The sequence below is a fragment of the Halalkalibaculum roseum genome, assembly GCF_011059145.1.
Classification (GTDB): Bacteria; Bacteroidota; Rhodothermia; order Balneolales; family Balneolaceae; genus Halalkalibaculum; species Halalkalibaculum roseum.
This window is the reverse complement of the sequence record NZ_JAALLT010000001.1, coordinates 525,440-544,613: the sequence shown is the minus strand read 5'-3', so window position 1 is coordinate 544,613 and position 19,174 is coordinate 525,440. Positions and strand designations below refer to the sequence as shown.

15 protein-coding genes are annotated in these 19,174 nt (G+C 46.0%); 9 read left to right on the top strand and 6 right to left on the bottom strand.

The window, feature by feature from the left end:
* Positions 1 to 69 precede the first annotated feature (69 nt).
* From G3570_RS02190 to ftsZ, 7 genes are read left to right on the top strand one after another with little or no spacing between them, the layout of a single operon-like run.
* Complete coding sequence (locus G3570_RS02190) at positions 70 to 1,221, top strand: FtsW/RodA/SpoVE family cell cycle protein (protein ID WP_249066588.1); 1,152 nt, start codon at positions 70 to 72, stop codon at positions 1,219 to 1,221.
* Positions 1,222 to 1,267: 46 nt separating this feature from the next.
* Entirely contained in the window at positions 1,268 to 2,380 is a 1,113-nt protein-coding gene (gene murG / locus G3570_RS02185; RefSeq protein ID WP_165138715.1) for an undecaprenyldiphospho-muramoylpentapeptide beta-N-acetylglucosaminyltransferase, read from the top strand.
* Positions 2,381 to 2,386: 6 nt separating this feature from the next.
* Positions 2,387 to 3,805, top strand: coding sequence for a UDP-N-acetylmuramate--L-alanine ligase (gene murC, locus G3570_RS02180; RefSeq protein WP_249066585.1), 1,419 nt, complete (start codon positions 2,387 to 2,389; stop codon positions 3,803 to 3,805).
* A gap of 41 nt (positions 3,806 to 3,846) precedes the next feature.
* Entirely contained in the window at positions 3,847 to 4,611 is a 765-nt protein-coding gene (locus tag G3570_RS02175; protein WP_165138713.1) for a cell division protein FtsQ/DivIB, read from the top strand.
* Between the two features lie 18 nt (positions 4,612 to 4,629).
* On the top strand, positions 4,630 to 5,910 hold the full coding sequence (gene ftsA / locus G3570_RS02170) for a cell division protein FtsA (protein WP_346267198.1): 1,281 nt from the start codon (positions 4,630 to 4,632) through the stop codon (positions 5,908 to 5,910).
* A gap of 29 nt (positions 5,911 to 5,939) precedes the next feature.
* On the top strand, positions 5,940 to 6,152 hold the full coding sequence (locus G3570_RS02165) for a hypothetical protein (protein WP_165138711.1): 213 nt from the start codon (positions 5,940 to 5,942) through the stop codon (positions 6,150 to 6,152).
* A gap of 5 nt (positions 6,153 to 6,157) precedes the next feature.
* Positions 6,158 to 7,495 carry a cell division protein FtsZ gene (ftsZ, locus tag G3570_RS02160; RefSeq protein WP_249066583.1) on the top strand — a complete coding sequence of 446 codons (1,338 nt, stop codon included), beginning with the start codon at positions 6,158 to 6,160 and terminating at the stop codon, positions 7,493 to 7,495.
* A 1,339-nt stretch (positions 7,496 to 8,834) separates the two neighbouring features.
* On the opposite strand, the gene G3570_RS02155 is transcribed toward ftsZ, so the two are convergent.
* The 3 genes from G3570_RS02155 to G3570_RS02145 all read right to left on the bottom strand — a co-directional run bounded on the left by G3570_RS02155 (position 8,835) and on the right by G3570_RS02145 (position 12,426).
* Positions 8,835 to 10,439 carry a sensor histidine kinase gene (locus tag G3570_RS02155; RefSeq protein WP_165138709.1) on the bottom strand — a complete coding sequence of 535 codons (1,605 nt, stop codon included), beginning with the start codon at positions 10,437 to 10,439 and terminating at the stop codon, positions 8,835 to 8,837.
* A gap of 307 nt (positions 10,440 to 10,746) precedes the next feature.
* Entirely contained in the window at positions 10,747 to 11,559 is an 813-nt protein-coding gene (locus G3570_RS02150) for a sulfite exporter TauE/SafE family protein (protein ID WP_249066581.1), read from the bottom strand.
* An 87-nt stretch (positions 11,560 to 11,646) separates the two neighbouring features.
* On the bottom strand, positions 11,647 to 12,426 hold the full coding sequence (locus G3570_RS02145) for a PhzF family phenazine biosynthesis protein (RefSeq protein ID WP_165138707.1): 780 nt from the start codon (positions 12,424 to 12,426) through the stop codon (positions 11,647 to 11,649).
* A gap of 206 nt (positions 12,427 to 12,632) precedes the next feature.
* Between G3570_RS02145 and G3570_RS02140 the strand changes: the two genes are divergently transcribed.
* Positions 12,633 to 15,032 (top strand): endonuclease MutS2, encoded by a 2,400-nt coding sequence (locus G3570_RS02140; protein WP_165138705.1) that lies wholly within the window; start codon positions 12,633 to 12,635, stop codon positions 15,030 to 15,032.
* 36 nt (positions 15,033 to 15,068) lie between these two features.
* Here G3570_RS02140 and G3570_RS02135 read toward each other — a convergent pair whose 3' ends face one another.
* Genes G3570_RS02135 through G3570_RS02125 form a run of 3 tightly spaced genes read right to left on the bottom strand, consistent with a single transcriptional unit; the run spans position 15,069 to position 17,370 of the window.
* Positions 15,069 to 15,803 carry a uroporphyrinogen-III synthase gene (locus tag G3570_RS02135; protein WP_165138703.1) on the bottom strand — a complete coding sequence of 245 codons (735 nt, stop codon included), beginning with the start codon at positions 15,801 to 15,803 and terminating at the stop codon, positions 15,069 to 15,071.
* Positions 15,804 to 15,837: 34 nt separating this feature from the next.
* Positions 15,838 to 16,992, bottom strand: a complete 1,155-nt coding sequence (locus G3570_RS02130) for a BamA/TamA family outer membrane protein (protein ID WP_165138701.1) — start codon at positions 16,990 to 16,992, stop codon at positions 15,838 to 15,840.
* Positions 16,993 to 17,370, bottom strand: a complete 378-nt coding sequence (locus G3570_RS02125) for a carboxymuconolactone decarboxylase family protein (RefSeq protein ID WP_165138699.1) — start codon at positions 17,368 to 17,370, stop codon at positions 16,993 to 16,995.
* Positions 17,371 to 17,659: 289 nt separating this feature from the next.
* On the opposite strand from G3570_RS02125, the gene G3570_RS02120 reads away from it, so the two are divergent.
* Entirely contained in the window at positions 17,660 to 19,174 is a 1,515-nt protein-coding gene (locus G3570_RS02120) for a hypothetical protein (RefSeq protein WP_165138697.1), read from the top strand.

The following is a 19,174-nucleotide window of genomic DNA, read 5'->3' as shown; positions in this document are numbered from 1 at the left end:
TGAAAACTGCAAATTGAACATTATCACAACGTGATCTTCACTACTCCAAATAAAAATATTTCATCCATCATGGGCACCAGCCCGGATGACATTGATACGCCCAAGCAGGGAAGCGACCGTATTCTGCTGGTATCAGTGATCATCCTGATGGTATTCGGCATACTGGCCGTCTACTCATCCATCGCCTATTTCGCGGAGTCGAAACAGACTACAGCTGGCAGCATGGTACTGGGACACACCTTGAAACTGGGAATCGCATTCCTGGTACTGCTGATCTTTTCTAAAATTGACTATCACATGTTGGTGAAGTTCAGCCGCTTTGGCATGGTGGTAAGCTGGCTGCTGCTGATTGGAGTGATGATTTTTGGCAATGAAGTGTTCGGGGCCAAACGATACTTAAATATAGGTGGATTCACCTTCCAGCCCTCTTCCGTAGCAGCGGTAGCCCTTCTGGTACATGTAGCTGTACTACTGGATGAAAAACAGGAGTATATAAAGGATTTCAAAAAAGCATTTCTTCCCATCATGTTCTGGGTGGTCATCACCTGCGGACTGATCGGACTGGAAGATTTCAGCAGTGCGGCCATCCTGATGAGCATGAGCCTTCTGGTCATGTTTATAGGCAGAATCAGCATCATGCAGCTGAGCACGCTGGTGGTAATCGGATTGATAGGTGCTTCAGCTCTGATACTTCAGTCACCTGAGCGCCAGAGCCGTATTCAGCAGTACGTAGACCAAATTGTAGATATCAACAGTGAAGAGTTTAATGGTGAGGAAGGCTACCAGGCGCAACAAGCGCATATAGCTATAGCCCAAGGTGAAATTTTCGGTGTGGGAATCGGGAAAAGCACTCAGCGTGATTTCCTGCCGGCTCCTTATAACGATTTCATCTTTGCTATTATCGCCGAGGAGTATGGGCTGATCGGTTCCATCACCCTGATCTTCATGTTTACACTCATTTTCTTCAGGGGGATGGCGAAGATTGCCAAGAATGCCCCCGATGTATCAGGAACCCTGATTGCCGTTTCCTGCACCCTCATGATTACGATTTATGGATTTGTAAATGCAGGAGTGGCAAGCGGCCTTCTGCCTGTAACCGGCTTGCCTATGCCCTTTGTGAGCTACGGGGGTACCAGTACCATGACGGCCGGCCTGATGATTGGCATTTTACTGAATATTTCGAAACACGACCGCAAGAAACGAGCAGTGTTTTATGCATAGCACGACAAAGGACATATCATCACAAGACAAACCAGCCACCACTGCTATGAGTAGCCCACGGGTGCTCATAGCAGCCGGTGGAACTGGTGGTCATGTATACCCTGCCATTGCTATAGCAGATGCGCTTAAGGAATTCAATGACAATACAGATATTCTGTTTATCGGAACCAAGGATCATATGGAATGGGATGCCGTGCCCAAGGCAGGTTATGATATAAAAAGTATCTGGATCAGCGGTTTTCACCGGAGATTTACTCTGAAGAACATACTGTTCCCTGTAAAATTAGGAAGCAGCCTGGTTCAAAGCTGGGCCATACTTTCGCAGTTCAAACCAAATGTGGTTGTCTCCTGTGGTGGATTTGCCTCCGGACCGGTAGGATGGGTCGCTTCCAAAAAGGATATCCCCCTGGTGCTGCAGGAACAAAATAGTTTTCCCGGAGTGACTACGCGTCTGCTTTCTAAAAAAGCACGAAAAATATTTACAGCATTTGAAGATGCAGACCGGTATCTCCCGGCTGAAAAAACGGAGGTTGCCGGCAATCCAACACGGAAAAACCTTGTAGAAGCTGAAACTGGAGAAGCTTACGAACATTTTGCTTTCAACCAGGCCAAAAAGACACTGCTAGTGCTTGGAGGAAGCGGCGGAGCCAAAAGTATCAATGAAGCCATGGCTGCCAATATTGATGAACTGCACAATGAAATGAGTTTGCAGATCATCTGGCAGTGCGGATCAAGGTATTACGATCAGTTGCACACAGAACTGCATACGGATAATTACGATGATCTTCGCCTTGTGGATTTCCTGCATAACATGCCGGAAGCCTATGAAGTGGCAGACCTGGTGGTAAGCAGAGCAGGTGCTCTATCCTGTTCCGAGCTGGCACTTACCGGCAAACCAAGCATACTGGTACCATCCCCGAATGTTGCGGGAGATCATCAATCCAAAAATGCACAATCTATGGCCCATGAAGGAGCTGCTGAAATTCTCGATGACAGCAAGGCAAAAGAGACACTCGCTGAGCTGGTAAACAAACTCATATTTGACCAGGAAAAACTTAAAGAGATGCAAAAGGCGGCATTGAAACTGGCTAGGCCCGACGCCGCTTCAGATATAGCACGGGAGATACTTGAAATTGCAACCAAAGAGATAACCGGATAACAAGGAATGAGCAAACAGATTCAAACACAACCAATTTTCGGACGAACCCGCCATATACACATGGTCGGGATCGGGGGAATTGGTATGAGCGGCATGGCCGAGATTCTGCTTCAAAAGGGCTATACCGTAACCGGATCTGATGCCAGGGAGGGCGATACCATCAAACGCCTCCGAGAACTTGGTGCCAAAATATACATCGGCCACGATGAAAAGAATATTGAAGGAGCCGATGTTGTGGTTTTCACAAGCGCCGTTAAGGCCAATGAAAACTTAGAGACCAAGGCTGCTATTGAGGCCGGTATTCCGGTCATTAAAAGAGCTGAAATGCTCGCCGAGCTGATGCGAATGAAGTACGGAATCGGCATTGCCGGAACGCATGGCAAAACCACTACAACCACGATGGTTGGACATGTGATTCAGGACGGAAGTTTTGATCCCACCATTATGGTTGGCGGTAAGGTTCACAGCTTTTCAGAAACCAATGCCGTTGTAGGTAAAGGGGACATTATCATTGTAGAAGCGGACGAATTTGACCGTACCTTCTTGCGCCTCAGTCCTTCTCTGGCAGTGATCACCAACATTGAGGCAGAACACCTGGATATTTACGACAATCTCGAAGACGTCAAAAACGCATTTGTTGAATTTGCCAACAAGGTGCCGTTCTATGGGGCCGTGGTACTTTGCCTCGATGATCCCAATGTAAGGAGCATCATCCCGGAAATTGAACGACGTACTATTACCTATGGACTGACGCCACAAGCTAAAGTCAGAGCTAGAAATATTGAGGTGAACAATTTCTACAGCACTTTTACGGTACTAAACGACGGAGAAGAGATTGGTGAGATCAAGCTGGAAGCTCCGGGCGAACACAATGTCAGAAATGCCCTGGCTGCTGTTGCAGTGGGACTCGAACTGGACATTGATTTCAAATATATCAAGTCCGGCCTTGAGCGATTTCAGGGTGTCTTCAGAAGGTTCCAGCTCAAAGCTGATATTGATGACATCATTGTGATCGATGACTATGCGCATCATCCAACAGAGGTACAGGCAACCCTAAAAGCGGCCCGCAACGGTTGGAAAGAGCGCCGTATTGTTGCTGTATTTCAGCCACACCTCTATTCCCGCACCAAAGATCTGTATCAGGATTTTGGATCATCATTCTTTGATGCTGAAGTCTGTGTCATAACTGATGTATATCCCTCACGTGAAGAACCCATTGAAGGAGTAGATGGCAAACTCATCGCCGATTCGGCAAGGGAGTACGGGCATCGCCAGGTTTACTACGTGGAGGATAAACAGGATTTACCGAATAAACTCAAAGAAATAGCACAGGCCGGTGATGTCATCATTACGATGGGTGCCGGTGATATATACCGCTACGGTGAAAAATTTGTGGAAAGCCTGAAGTCAGGAATTAAAACGTGAATTGATAACAAAGCAGCACCTTAGTGGCCGCTGCAACATTTATGTCAGAAAAGAATCCACATAACGAGAATCGCTCCAAGGCTTCTGTCAAAAGCTTTAATGCCATTCCATGGGTAGCAGGGGCTGTACTCATTCTGGGCCTCGCCATCATCGGCGGGATCTATTGGGACCGGAATATGACCGTGAAGGATGTTCAATTTGAAGGACACTATTTCGTCACCCAGGAAGAACTGCAAAAGAGTGTTGATATACCGACGGGTGTAAAACCGGACAGTCTGGATTTCATCAGCATCATCGAAAAGGTTGAGAGGATCCCTTATGTGAAACAAGCCGATGTTCAGGTAGAACCGAGTGGAAACCTTGTTATTGAAATTACTGAACGACAGCCTATTGCCTTGCTCGCTGATGGTAATGATAAAATTTATGTAGACCGGGATGGTCTCCGGCTGAAACTCATCCTCGGCAAGGCAGTGGACGTACCGATTCTATACGGTTTTAAAGCCGGTCCAATGAAAGACACACTGAAGAGCAAAGCATTTTTATCGACAAGAGATTTTTTGCTTGAAATGGAACGCCAAAATGTATCCAATGCAACCATCAGTGAAGTTGCCTGGACCCGGGACGAGGGTATTGTAGCTCTTACCCATGAAAATGGCGTAAAGCTGGTATTTGGCAAAAATGATTTTAAAACAAGGCTTCGTAATTGGGAAGCCTTTTACGGAGAAGTGATTAAAACCAAAGGCATCGCAGGTATGCGGGCTATCGATCTCCGTTTTCGCGGTCAAATTATAACCCAAGAAAGTTAAATAAACACCTAACAGTACGTGGACAAGGAAAAGATTATGGAAGAGAAGGATAGAATTGTCGTTGGACTCGATATCGGAACAACCAAAGTGTGCGCGATCGTAGCTTCTATCGACAGCCAGGATCGCATTCATATTCTCGGTGTAGGAAAAGCCCCCAGCGACGGTTTGAATCGCGGAGTGGTGGTCAACATCGACAAGACCGTGAATGCCATCCAAACGGCCATTGAACAGGCCCAGCTTGCTTCCGGCATTGAAGTCAATTCGGTTAATGTGGGTATCGCCGGTGACCATATACGAAGCATGCGCAGCAAAGGCGTCATCACCATCAATAATCGAGACAATGAAATTACAGTTGACGATGTAGAGCGGTTGCTTGAAGACTGCCAGCGCATCATGCTGCCAACCGATCAGCAGATCATCCACGTCATACCACAAGAATTTGTAGTTGACGGCCAGGACGGTATCAGTGATCCGGTCGGTATGAGCGGCAAACGCATGGAGGCCGAAGTTCACATTATTACCGGACTCGTCTCTGCCGCCAAAAACATCTATCGCTGTGTAGAACGCGCCGGATACCAAGTTGCAGATATCATATTAGAACCCCTAGCTTCTTCCTACTCCGTGCTTGATGATGAGGAAAAAGAAGCCGGTGTTGTGCTGGTGGATATTGGTGGAGGTACAACCGACGTAGCTATTTTCCAGGATAATACCATCCGACATACCGCAGTAATCGCTATTGCCGGTAAGAAGGTAACCGATGATATCCGTGTTGGACTTAGCGTACTTGACGATCAGGCGGAAAAACTGAAGCGTAACCACGGGGAAGCCTACATTGACCTTATTGAAGAGGACGAAGCTATTACCGTACCCGGCATCGCGGGACGTCCCCCAAAGGAGATTACCAAAAGCATACTAGGAAAGATCATACAGGCCCGCATGGAAGAGATCCTGGAGATCGTGGCCATCGAAATCAAACGCAGCGGATATGCCGAATCACTCAGCGCCGGACTCGTTATTACCGGTGGCGGTTCGCTGATCAAAAATATTTGTCCACTAGCCAATGAGGTACTGGGCATGGATGCAAAAATCGGGAAACCGCTCGGTTTAAGCGGTGGACTCATTGAAGAAGTAAACAATCCGATTTATGCCACCGGTGTCGGTTTGGTTATGCACGCCATCAGAACAGGCGGCAGCGGACAGAACCAGGTAATGGTTCCCTCCTCAACAGAAGGAACCAGTGTAGAGAAGGTGATGAATTCCATTGCTGACCGCATGAAGAGTTGGTTTAAAGAGCTCTAGACATTCATACGAACCATAAGCAATCACTTATGAAAACAAAGACGCTTAACAGAATTGATGAACTGGCCAGACGCAACACGATCAGTCTGGACACTAATGAGCGTAGCGATGATAAAATATTTGAAGCATCAGAAGAAGAGAACTTGAGCACTCTCAGGTCCTTTGAAAATAAGAGGACGCTGAAAGGTTCAAGAGAAAAGAACCAGCAATCGAATAAATCAATAGCAATCATAAAGGAGTAAATATTATGGCTAACCTTAACTCTCGTTTTAGTTTTGACATCGACGGTCAGGACAATGCGAAAATAAAAGTAGTTGGTGTTGGAGGCGGAGGAGGAAATGCCGTCAACAACATGATAGATAAAGGGCTAAGCAGTGTAGAATATATCGCACTGAATACCGATGCCCAGGCACTTAAGAACAGTATGGCGGACATCACCACCCAGGTCGGGACTAATCTGACCAACGGACTTGGTGCCGGAGCCCGTCCCGAAATTGGACGTGAGGCCGTTGAAGAAAATCGTCACGAAATTGAAGAAGCCATCGAAGGCGCTGATATGGTTTTTGTTACGGCCGGAATGGGCGGCGGTACCGGAACCGGGGGTGCTCCCGTGGTTTCAGGCATTGCCAAGCGCAAAGGCATCCTGACCGTTGCCATCGTAACAACCCCATTCCTCTGCGAGGGACCGAAACGCATGAAATATGCCCTCGAGGGAATTACCGAACTAAAAAAGAATAGTGATACAGTCATCGTCATTCCCAACGAGCGACTGTTGGATATTGCCGATGAGAATACCACGCTGATGGAGGCTTTTAACAAAGCCAATGAAGTACTATATAACGCCACACGCGGTATCTCAGATCTAATCCTGATGCCGGGTCTCATCAATCTTGACTTTGCCGATGTGAGAACCACCATGCTTGACGGTGGTGCTGCCATTATGGGTTCGGCAACAGCTACCGGTGCCGATCGTGCTGAGATTGCCGCCCGCGAAGCGATCAACTCGCCCCTGCTTGACGGAGTAAGCATACGCGGTGCACGCAACGTCCTGGTTAATATATCCTCAGGTGCCGATCTCGGCATGCGTGAAACCACCACGGCAACCAGTATCATACAGCAGGAAGCCGGAGAAGACGCCGAGATTATCCTGGGTACGGTACTGGATGAAAGCTTCGATGATGAACTGCGGGTAACCGTCATCGCAACCGGTTTCGATCTTGCCGATAATCGCAAGGAAGCTCGAGTTGCGCCAAACTCCGGTTCGGAGAAGAAGAAATCTGCCGATGCAGAGGAGAAAAGCAGTTCGCTGAGTATGCCCAAGGCCAAAGACTTTACCGGACAAACCCGGTACTCGTCAACCAATGAGCCATTCTATAAGGGCGAAAAAAACCTCAAGAACATGGATTCTCCCGCTTTCCATCGCCGTGGACTCAAGAATGTGCGTCCGCTTAACGATGAGGAGGAAGAGCAGGAGCGCGAACAGTCCAAGCAGCAGCAGGGCGACACGTTGCTGAATAATCGCAGAGAACGCATTGATAAGACAGATACCGATCAACCGGCCTTCCTGCGAAAAATTATGGATTAAGTGAGATGATTACTCTTAATGATTGCTATTTAAAATATATACCGGCTGTAATAAAGCTGCCGGGTATTATGCCGCAAGGCAGATAAGAACTTTTATACATCCGGCCTTCTAACCCGGGCCGGAGTAGATTGCTAACTCTAAAGGACGTCCTTTGATCGGGACGTCCTTTCTTTTTTCCTCGGTTTGTTTAGTAGCAAATTTGCAAAGAAAAAAAACTCACATTGTCTGCTTCCGGCGCTCTGCTCCGGAAGCAACAGGGCAAACGTTAATTACAAAGGAGAACAGCTTGTTGAGCGGATAAAAGCAGATATTCAAATTTGATTAGCCTCAAATAATATTTACAAACATTAATTTCATCTAATATTAGAAATCGTTAATATTTGACATATCATTTACAGGCTGTTATAGAATAGACATGATATCAGCTAAAAGCTTCGGGACAACTGAATATAGTGGCTATTTACTGACTTTACCTCAGGCAACCCGCTATTCCGACACTGCAAAAGACGACCTTGGGAGTTTAATTCCGGGTCTGTTCTTTGCTCTTCAGAGCTCCTCATCGTGCTTCAAGCTGCGTTCATCTAGTTTACAGCCATTTTTCCAGACAGTTTTACTACCACTTTAGCTGTCTCTTCTATTCACCCCTATTGAATAGAATAACAATCTATTGCTAACTCTCTAAAGGATGCCCTATGATCGGGGCATCCTTTCTTTTTTAGCACAGTTTTGTTCATTGGTGTCATCCCGAGACCTCTATGGATATCATCAGTTATGAGAAGGTGTTGCTCCTAGGATGCGAATGAGATCCCTACACTTACGGTCGGGATGACAAAGAATCTTGTTCTTTGTTTTTTGTGCTCCTTAACTAATTGTAAGATATGTAGCCTTCGCAGCAGAGCGGCGGAAGGAGGTATTTTGTTTGTGTCAGAGAATACACTTCCAAGAAGTGTCGCCGGGCTAAAACCGATCAATGAAATTAGGCTGGGTTTATGAATAGATTAAAAATTGCCCCAAGGCTGAATCTCTTCAAAGGTAAATACTATCCGCAGGGGCAGAATGCCCTATGATCGTTGCATCCTTTTGTTGGCACAGTTTTGTTTTTGGTGTCATCCCGAGCCCCGTCGAGGGATCTCATCCGTTCTAAAAGATTGTAGCTGTTACGATTAGGATGAGATCCCTCCACTTACGGTCGGGATGATAAAAAGTCTTATTCTTGGTTTTATGCTCCTTAACTAATTGTTTTCTCTGCTTCCGGTGCTCTGCTCCGGAAGCAATCCAGCAATGTCATTCCGCAGCAGAGCGGGGGCAATGAGACATCATCTGAAACAATAAAATTGAATCAGGCCTCTACCAACATATTATCCGGAATCATAATACTAAAGGCCGGCTTCTCACGATCCACTATATCGAACTCACCCTGCAGCTGCCTGACCAGCGTCTTAACCAGCTTGATTCCCAGACTCTTTTGGATCATCATATCAAAACTATCAGGCAATGCAGCCCCATTATTACGAACCCTTAGAAGAACCCCATCCTCCTTTTTATCAAAATCGATAATTATGACACCGGTGGTACGGTCACGGAAGCCATGAATAAAGGCGTTTACCATAAGCTCATTCATAATCATGGCCAAAGGCACTGCCTTATCAATATCCACGATCACGTGATCGATATTGAGCATAACATCAATCTGCCTGTTTTCATCCTGGAATCGCTTTTGAAGACGGTTTGACAGCTTAACCGCATATTTTCTGACATCCAGGTTACGGAAAGATTGGGACTGGTCCATTGTTTCATGAATCAATGCGAGACACGAAATTCTGGAATAGGAATCCTTCAATATTTCTGATATGGACTTATCCACATCATTTTTCAGCTGCAGTTCAAGGAGAGCAAGAATCTTGGTAAGATTATCCCTCATGCGGTCATGAATGGTATCAAGGAAGAGGTCACGTTCACTCAGGGCATCCCTCAGCAGCTCTTCGTTTCTTCTCAACTGTTTGGTTTTTTCATCCACCTGGCTTTGCAGCTGCTGGTTCCAGCTACCAACCAGATAGATCCCTCCAATTCCCAGCGAAACAACCAACCCGATAGATATCCAGGAAATGATCTGGAGCGACTCATTGGTTTGCAGCAAACCATTGCCAAAGCTAGGCTGAAGCGTTGCCAGCTGGGCATTCAATGCTTCAGTACCCAGCATCTTTGCCCCGCCAATAAACAGGAGCAGAACTACCGCAACGCTGGCTATGGCACTGTATATCCAATTCAGCGATACCTTCGGATTCGGGATATCCGTAAAATACTTATCACGCAACCGATAAATCACTGGTGTAAACAGGTAGAGAATGGGAGCCGTAATCAGCATGGACTGCAAAAACATGCCGGTCCACCAGCCTTTCCAAAGCAACGTGGTCTTATAGGTTTCCAGGTTGAAAAAGTCACTCCAAACAAAAGATCCCAATGAACTGGCCATGGCTGCAAAGAAAGAGATCATCACGTAAAAGACGAAACTTTTCAGATCCCTGAGCGCCGGGTCAAAAGAAACACAGTAGTAGGTAATGCCGTAAATACCGAGTCCAAGTATGAAAGCCACCCCAAAGAGCAGACCCCAATAATAGGTCATTCCCATGCTGAAGGTGATGATAAAAGCGGAAAGAAATAGAGGTATGAATCCCCATTCAAATCCCAGCCAGAACAGCATAAGGGTGCCCAAAATTAGAGGCGGATAGAAAAGGAAAAAAAGACTGGTCGCATCGCTCCCACTCTCGATCAGCATAAACTCCGACGGGGCAATCCATACGGTTGACATGATGCTTAGCGTTATCACTCCAATCCATAAACTCAGTACCAGAATGGTTCTTCGATTCGCCAGCGTGTATTTCGATAATATAAAATCAAGCGCAAGGGGTATCCAACGCCTGCTACTCTCATTGCTTTCCGACATAATAACCTAATTTTTATTTTGTATCCCTGTAAATGATGTACTTCTTTTCAGCAATATTAGAATTTTCTAATAATTAAAAAAATAAATTTTTAACTGGTGCCACTTTTAATTGAAGGAATTGACATAACCATCGAGAAATGGATCCTCTTGTAGCATATGAATCTACACTACAGAATTGGTGAAAAGGCAGGTTAACCACACAATCTGTGCAAACTGATTCAGTTCACACAATGTCCTAGAAAATAGGATAGAAAAAGCCGTACCTATATAGAAGGGGTAAACCGAATCATGTATTTCGGGTTTATCATTAATAAACCTCAGAAAGAAGCTTTGCAGCCATAGCCAGTGCCAACACGGAAAAGGCAAACTGCAGGAATTTTCGGTCAATTTTTAGATTCAGCATAGCACCAAAAAACCCGCCGGCTAATCCCCCGATCGCCATGGGCAGGGCGGCGCCGAAATCAACACTTCCCAGACTGTAGGAGGTCATCCCTCCCCCGCTTCCGGTAAATGTCAGCTGCATCCAGCCGGACAATGAGATAAATACGATAGCCAGAGAAGAGACACTGACTGCTTTTTTAAATGTTTTTTTATAGTAAAGGTTTAACATAGGAACCATCACCCCTCCTCCTCCGATTCCTGCAAGTGCAGCTACAAAACCACCCAAGCCACCGGTTACCAGAGACTCTCTCCATTTCAGTGGTTCCCGATCATCAAATGCTGCTGTTTTTTCCTGGCGCCCCCTCCTAATGAAAATGTAGGCCACATAGATTAGCAGGAGACTAAAGAATATGGCAAATACCTGCTGGCTGTAGTACTCAGAGGTAATCACCCATTTACCTGCGGTTACTCCGACGGTTCCCAGCAATCCCACCTTTAAACCATCCGCCCAATAAAAATTTTGCTGCCTGAATTGGCGAATTGAACTTCCTGCGGCAGCAATAAAGGTGCAAAACAGAGAGGAACCTATGGTCAAAACTACCGGATTTTCAATCCCCGCATCACTGAATACAATGAAGAGTATGGGGGTAAAGAGGATGCCGCCGCCAAGGCCGAATAGTCCGGCCAGGATTCCGGCTACGATTCCGAGTAATAGTAAGATTATAAACGTAATTTCCAAGGAGAGAGAAATTTAGTTTCATTTATCATCAAGTCGTAACACTGAGTTTCACAAAGCATTACAAAGCTACACCAAGATTCATCATTTCTAGATCTCTATTATTCCTTCAAAGTAGGTAATTGCCTCACCGGAAATTTCCACCCGCTCACCAAGTACCTTACAGTGTACAGTGCCGCCGCGTTTCGATACTTGTCTGGCCAGCATTTTTTCTTTTCCAAGTCTTCCTGACCAGTACGGGGCCAGCATAGTATGAGCTGAACCGGTTACAGGATCTTCATCAACGCCTACTGCAGGGGCAAAAAAGCGGGATACGAAATCAAATTCGTTGCCGGGTGCCGTGACGATGACTCCTCTGGTTTCAATCCGGTTGAGTTGAGGTAAGTCAGGCTCCAGATCTCTTACCTGACCTTCATCCTTTAGCACAACCAGATAATCGGTCGCCCGGTATATTTCATCGCTTTCTGCGCCTAAAGCCTTTAACAGCGCATCGGCATCGGCAACCCTCTCTCCCACGGAAGCAGGAAAATTCATAACCAGCAAACCTTTTTCTTTACGAACGGTTAGAGGTCCGCTGTTGGAGCTGAAGGTTATTTCAGAATTGTCAAATTGTAAATGTTCAAAAAGAACATGTGCCGAAGCCAGTGTGGCATGTCCGCAGAGGTCAACCTCCGAAGTCGGTGTAAACCAGCGAATGCGGTAGCTTTCTTCTTCTTGAACAAAATAGGCGGTCTCGGAAAGATTATTCTCCATAGCAATTTGCCGGAGCTTCTTATCGGGGAGCCACTCTGAAAGCGGACATACCGCTGCCGGGTTGCCTTCAAATAATTTGCCTGCAAAGGCATCGACCTGATAGAGCTTTTGTTTCATATTCAACGTTACATTTATTATCGCTGTTGAGTTAAGAAATATTTGCCTCTTTTCAAATTCACCTTTCCGCCCAAAGAAGCTTATATTTGAACGCTTATTCAGTAAACATCGATTTATGTTAATATTTTCGGTGAAAGGATTACTAAATGGTTCTTGGTACACTTAAAACATTTTAGTCGGCCGGACAGATTATAACAGATAAATAAATGCATTTACAGCCGAACAGACTTATTGAGAAGATTGGCTTCAATGCCATCAGGGAGGCAGCTGCTAAACAGGCGCGTTCTTCCATCGCTAAAGACAAGCTTAACAAATTAATGCCCTCTTCCCGGAAAGAGGAAGTGGAAAAGAACCTGGCCTCCACCCGTGAAATGATGAACTTGCTTCAAAACGAGGCCGCCTTTCCCTTGAACAACCTACATGATGTCAGGGATTTTTTGAAAACGTCTAGTGCCGAAGGAAGTCTGCTTCCGATGGATGCATTCCTGGAGATACTGGAACTGGCAGTGACGGCACGTAGAGTGAAATCTTTTATCAAAGACCGGGAGGAAGACTATTCTGAACTCAAAGAAGTTTCTATTGGCCTTATCCCTTTGAACAATCTTGAGGAGGAAATCCGCAGTATCATTACTGAAAATGGAGAACTGAGAAGCGATGCCAGTGATGCGCTCAAATCCATTCGCGGCCGACTGAACAGAAAGCGAAATGATTTGCGCAACACCATCAACAAGGTCATGAGCCGCGCCGCTAAGGAAGGAATGGCTTCGGATGAAGGACCTACCATACGGAGCGGCAGAATGGTTATTCCTATTCAGGCGGAGTACAAACGGAAGATCCAGGGTTTTGTGCACGATGTCTCCTCCACAGGGCAAACAGTTTATCTTGAACCGGTTGAAGCCTTAAACATTAACAATGAAATTCGCCAGCTCGAATCGGAGGAGAAACGTGAAATTGAGCGCATACTTCGCCAGCTTACCAATCATGTTCGAGCTGACAGAGAATCTATTGAACAGAATCTTGACGTTCTGACCAGCCTCGATATAATCGCAGCCAAAGCCCAGCTTGGAATTAATCTCGACTGTTATGTCCCGGTCATCTGCGACAGTTCCAAACTCTATCTTAAGGATGCCTCCAACCCAATTCTGAAACTGAAAAATCTTGGACTCAAAAAAGATCAACGGGAAGATGTTATTCCGCTTGACCTAGAACTGAATGAAGAGGAACAGTGCCTGGTCATCACAGGACCCAACGCCGGGGGTAAGTCAGTAGCCATGAAGACGCTGGGTCTATGCGTAATGATGACCCAGTCGGGATTTGCCATTCCTGCCAAAGACAGTACCGAACTGCCTATTTACTCAGGCCTGTTCGTAGATATGGGTGATGACCAGTCGATAGAAAATGATCTCAGTACCTTCTCCTCCCGTCTGGAGTGGATGCGGGATACCCTGAAAAAAGCAGACCATAACAGCCTGGTACTTATAGATGAAGCTGCAGCGGGCACGGACCCGGAGGAAGGAGGTGCCTTGTTTCAGGCCCTTATCGAACTGCTCATGCAGCGAAAGGCTAAGATACTGGTCACCACTCATCACGGTTCGCTGAAGATATTTGCACACGACCACCTGAATGCGGTAAACGGGTCCATGGAGTTTGATCAGAATACCCTCTCTCCCACCTACCGGTTTAAAAAGGGTGTGCCGGGCAGCAGTTATGCTTTTGAAATTGCCCAGCGCATGGAGCTGGATGACACACTGCTCAGTAAAGCCAGAACCCTGCTCGGTGAATCTAAAAGCAATATGGAAACGCTGATCAGCGAACTGGAGACCAAAAGTCAGGAGGCCGAGGAACTCAAAAGAAAATACGACAACCTAAAGGAGCAGACCGAAGCGGCCCGTCATAAGTACGATGAAAAACGATCGGCCATTGAGAAGGAGAAGGAGACTATCCGTGAAAAGGCCCTGCAAGAGGCTAAACAAATAATGCAATCAGCAAACCGAAAAATTGAGGAAGCGGTAGAGCAGATTGTTGAGAAAGGTCAGAAAGATTCGGAAACCATCCGGGAGGCTCGGAAAGACGTTGAGAAGCATAAGGATGAGGTAGAAGAACAACTCAGCGAGCTTGAAACAAAAAGGAAAGAACGCAAACAGGCCTCAAAGGAACCCCCGAAAGAGGGAGATACGGTTCGTCTCGAGGATGCCAATACCACAGGTGAACTGGTTGATGTAGACGGAAATAAGGCTGTGGTCATGGCCGGGGGACTTCGACTGAAAACCGACTATGACAACCTGGTCAAGGTTGAAGATGCTTCCAAGAAGAAAAAGAAGCAGCGTGTGACCGTTAATATCATGAACCGGGACACCTCTTCGGTGGTGAGGACCCGTCTGGAGGTCAGGGGCATGAGAGGTCCGGAAGCAATGAAGGAGGTGGAGTATTACCTGGATAATGCACTGGCTGCCGGATTAAATGAGGTTCAGATTATACACGGGAAGGGAGAGGGAATTCTTAAGAATATGATTCACGAGTACCTGGAAAAACGTAAGGATGTGCAGGATTTCCACCTGGCACCAATCGAACAGGGCGGTGCGGGCTGCACGATTGTGAAACTATAACCACTAAGACACTAAGAGAACTAAGTGTCTTAGTGGTTATAATAATTCGGCAAGAGATACCCAGCTTCCGTCAGCCTCATCATCCACTTCAATACCATTTTCTGAAAGTTTCTTCGAAATACCCTTATCTGCAGAAATAACCCGGACAGACTCATAATCCAGCTCGGGGAAGGCTGCAAGCGTTCGGGTAACCGACCGTCGGGAATGAAAAAGAACGGCCTCCGGCTGTTTCTCAGCCAGTTTTTGACGGTAAGACTTCAGATCAGCCTCCTCCGGACCCTCCAGGTCGAAAAGCTCCAGTTCCTTAACAGGAATATCCAGCTCTTCCAGGAAACCGGGTATCTCTTCTTTGTGATGTGAACCGCAAGGATAAAGTGTTGCTCCCATCCTGCGCAACCTCAGCATAAATTCAACCAGGTTGATGGATTTATTGCCGGCATAGGTACAAACAGCCGGAACTCCAGACTCTTCTAAATAAGTGGCTGTATCTTCATCCAAAGTAAGATTCAGTATTTTCCTGACCTCCTCTATCTTACCCATTGACTCGACTTCCCTGATAAAGAATCTGGCATTCCGAATGCTGCCATGAACAATATTCTTAAACTCCGAAAATTGGGAGAAGGTCTCTTCGATGTCGGTTTTATTTTTGACAGGGACGTAGATCTCCAGAGGAAAATGAAAAACTTCCATTTTCTTCTCCTTAAGCAACTGCCTGATCTCTTCCGAATCCTCTTTTGCAGCAGTTAATAATACGGTAGTACCTGATGTCATAAAAAACTGTAAACTGAACGGTTATTGATTATTATTAGAAAGTGTAGCCAATGCCGACATAGATCCGGCTGACATCCTCAGAAAAGCCCATCTCTCCCCGTAAGATAAAATCTGGATTGAATAAGGAGAGGGCTCCTCCAAAGCCAATGGTCTGTTTATAGCCTTCAAACAGGTCGGCAGCATTATCTTCCTCGGTGAATACACGTCCCGCATCGGTAAAAAGATGCACACCAATTTTTACGGCATATTCGGAAAATGTGAACATCCACGATCGCAGCTCCAGGTTATAGGATAAAGAAGAGTTGCCCTGGAACCGGTTGAGAGGATATCCTCTCAGGCTGAAGTCATCCCCAAGAGTCGAAAGTTCCCAGTAGGGAACGTCCCCGGCAGCATGACGGGCTTCCAGTCTGTTGGCGATGGTGAGAAAATCGAAGATGTAGAAATACTGTCGCATATCCAGGCGAAAGGTCGTAAGGGCGTACTCACTGGCGAATTTGGGTGCAAAACGCATTTTAAACTGAACCCGATTGCCTGATTGGGGATCAAACTCGTTATCCCGATTCTCCCAGACAAATCCTGCACTCAAATAATTGACGAATCCGCCATCACTCCCATTAGGCATCCGCCGGTTAAAGCTGGAATTGTCCTGGCGAATATAGGGAATCTGGTATCCTGTCCCAAGACCGCCAAGAATGTCAAAGCGGGAATCGACATCCCTATACAACGGCTTTCGAAAGGCGAGATCCAGGCTCAGGTTAACTGACTCAAAAAAGTAGTATTCCTCATCCCAGAGCTGCTCACTATAGGTGGAATTATTGCCTGTACCAAAAAAACTGTTGTTTGCCAATCGGTTAAAAAAAAGCTGGTAAGAGCTACGGATATTCCTGCCGAAGGTTTGGGTCTGTTCATACAATCCTTCAACCTTCGCAAATCCTTTCGTCGAGGTCACCGCCGTTGTCTTGAGGTAATTATTAAATGGACGGATATTTCCGGTATAATCATAGCGGCTGTATAGTATGCCGCCCATCAATCCGATATCTGAACTGTAGCCTGCCACCGGCACCAGCGCCTGTTTGATGGAGTCGCTGCCCGCCGGTTTCGGCAAAAACTGTGCATTGGCCGGACCTGCCTGAGATAGCAGTATGGGCAAAAGAATCAGACAAATGAACGGTAAACGACGTTTAGTCATCTAATTACTTTTTAGAGTATTCTCCTTTTCCAAAAGCTCCAGGGTAGCAACTGCATGGCGTAAGTGGGGAATCACGATGCTTCCCCCTACAACCAGGGCCACATTTAATGCGTCAATGATTTCATCCTTACTGAATCCCGATTCCGCACATTGCTCCAGATGATAGTCGATACAGTCGTTGCAACGCAGCACTGTTGATGCCACCAATCCCAGCAGCTCTTTGGTCTGCATAGGCAGTGCACCGTCTTTATAGGTATTGGTATCAAGATTAAAAAAGCGCTTGATCCCCAGGTGGTCAAGGTCCAGTATCTTTTCGTTCATTTCGGCTCTTTGCTTTCTAAACGCATCCAGCCTGTTTTCTTCCTTTGATTCACTCATATTCATTGGTCATATAGATTTTTAAAACCTCAAAAGATACCACTTATAAAGCATAACTTTTAGTTGTTTACAGCCATAGAGTATATTTCAGAAATACTCTGAAAATCCCTCTGATACTCCCTAAATGATTGTTTATAATCTTATTCGGTGGTAAATCCGTTTACAGCATTATTCAGTAATCAATCTAGATTTACTGTGGCAAGTTGCCCAATAAATTTCTTTATCTTTTCATTTTTTTAAATAAGTTCAATGAGTCTGATTCGATTGGAAATTAACCATAGATCATAAGGTGGCTCGTACCAAAAAACCAAAACACAAGCTTGCCGTTGTTGGTGACAGCATAACGCAAGGATTTCAAAACGGGGGTATTTACCGTACGGACATTAATTTCCCGGCTTTTCTCAACCAGTGTTTTGAACCGGAGCCCCAATTTGACCAGCCTCTCTTCACCGCTCAGGGCGGTATTCCCTTAAATCTGGAAGTTCTGGTTCGGGGGTTATCCGATGAGTTTGGAAGTACTCTGGAGTGGAATGAATATCTTCCGGCTATGCACCATCTCTATACCACTCTGAGAAGGGTCAAAAATTACTGGGAGGGAAATATCAAAGATCTCAAACGAGATCATCACACCCCATACCATAACCAATCGGTTTGGGGATTTTCTATCAGTGATGCATGGAAAGTTACCGAATTGAAGAGTCGCGAACTTATTGAAAAGCAGTCTGAAACCTACTCGGTATTTAATGTACTGCCCGATCACGCCATGTATACCACAGCGCGACTGACTCTAAACCCTACCCTGGGCCAAAAGTTTTCAAATAACACCCTGTTGGATAATGTAAAGCACCTTCAGGAAAACGGTGGTATTGAAAACCTTATCGCCACCATGGGGCATAATAATGTCATTGGCGCAGTTACCGACTTACGTTTTAACTATTCCGAAGATGATAACCTGGAATCTTTTCCATCCGAGCGAAATTTTACGGTTTACCGCCCGGAACATTTTGAAATGGAGTACCGAAAATTTGCTGAAAAAGTGAGTCAGATAGGCGCAGAACGTGTAATTACCCAAACCATACCCTATGTGACCATACCGCCTGTCACAAGGGGGGTTAATGAAGACCGCTCGATAAAAGACACCACCTATTTCGATTACTATACCCGTTTCTGGATCTGGGACAGCGATTTTGATCCGGAACGCCATCCCTACCTCACGCGGGAACAGGCTATCAAACTCGACCGCCATGTGGATAACTATAACAATGTAATCAGGGAGGTTGCCGACGAGTATGGGTGGATTACAGTGCCTTTGAATAAATACGTCAGCGCGATCGCCCGGCGCCGCAGAAAAGGAGGGATCACCATACCCTATCCCGAAGATTTTATACAAGCCCTGAAAGCAAATGAGGCAACCTCACACCTTGTCGATGAGAACGGCAATCCCGGCATTTCTACTGACTATCTTCGCCTGGATAATGAAACCGGAAAGGTGTATCAGGGCGGTATATTCAGTTTAGACGGTATCCATCCTACCACCATCGGTTATGGACTAATTGCACATGTTTATTATGAAACTATGGAACATCACGGGGTCAAGTTCCAAAAGCCTCTGGACTGGAATAACATTATAAATAACGATAGTCTGGTCACTAACCCTCCCTATCTGCTGGTAGAGCTTCGCAATCTGTTGCGTTTTCTTTCTATGGGAAGACAGGAGCGTTTCCTACGTATCGGAACCGGCTTATTGCAGCAGCTCATGGAGACCTTTACTCAGCAAAACGTGTCGGCAGCGGAGGAAGAATAA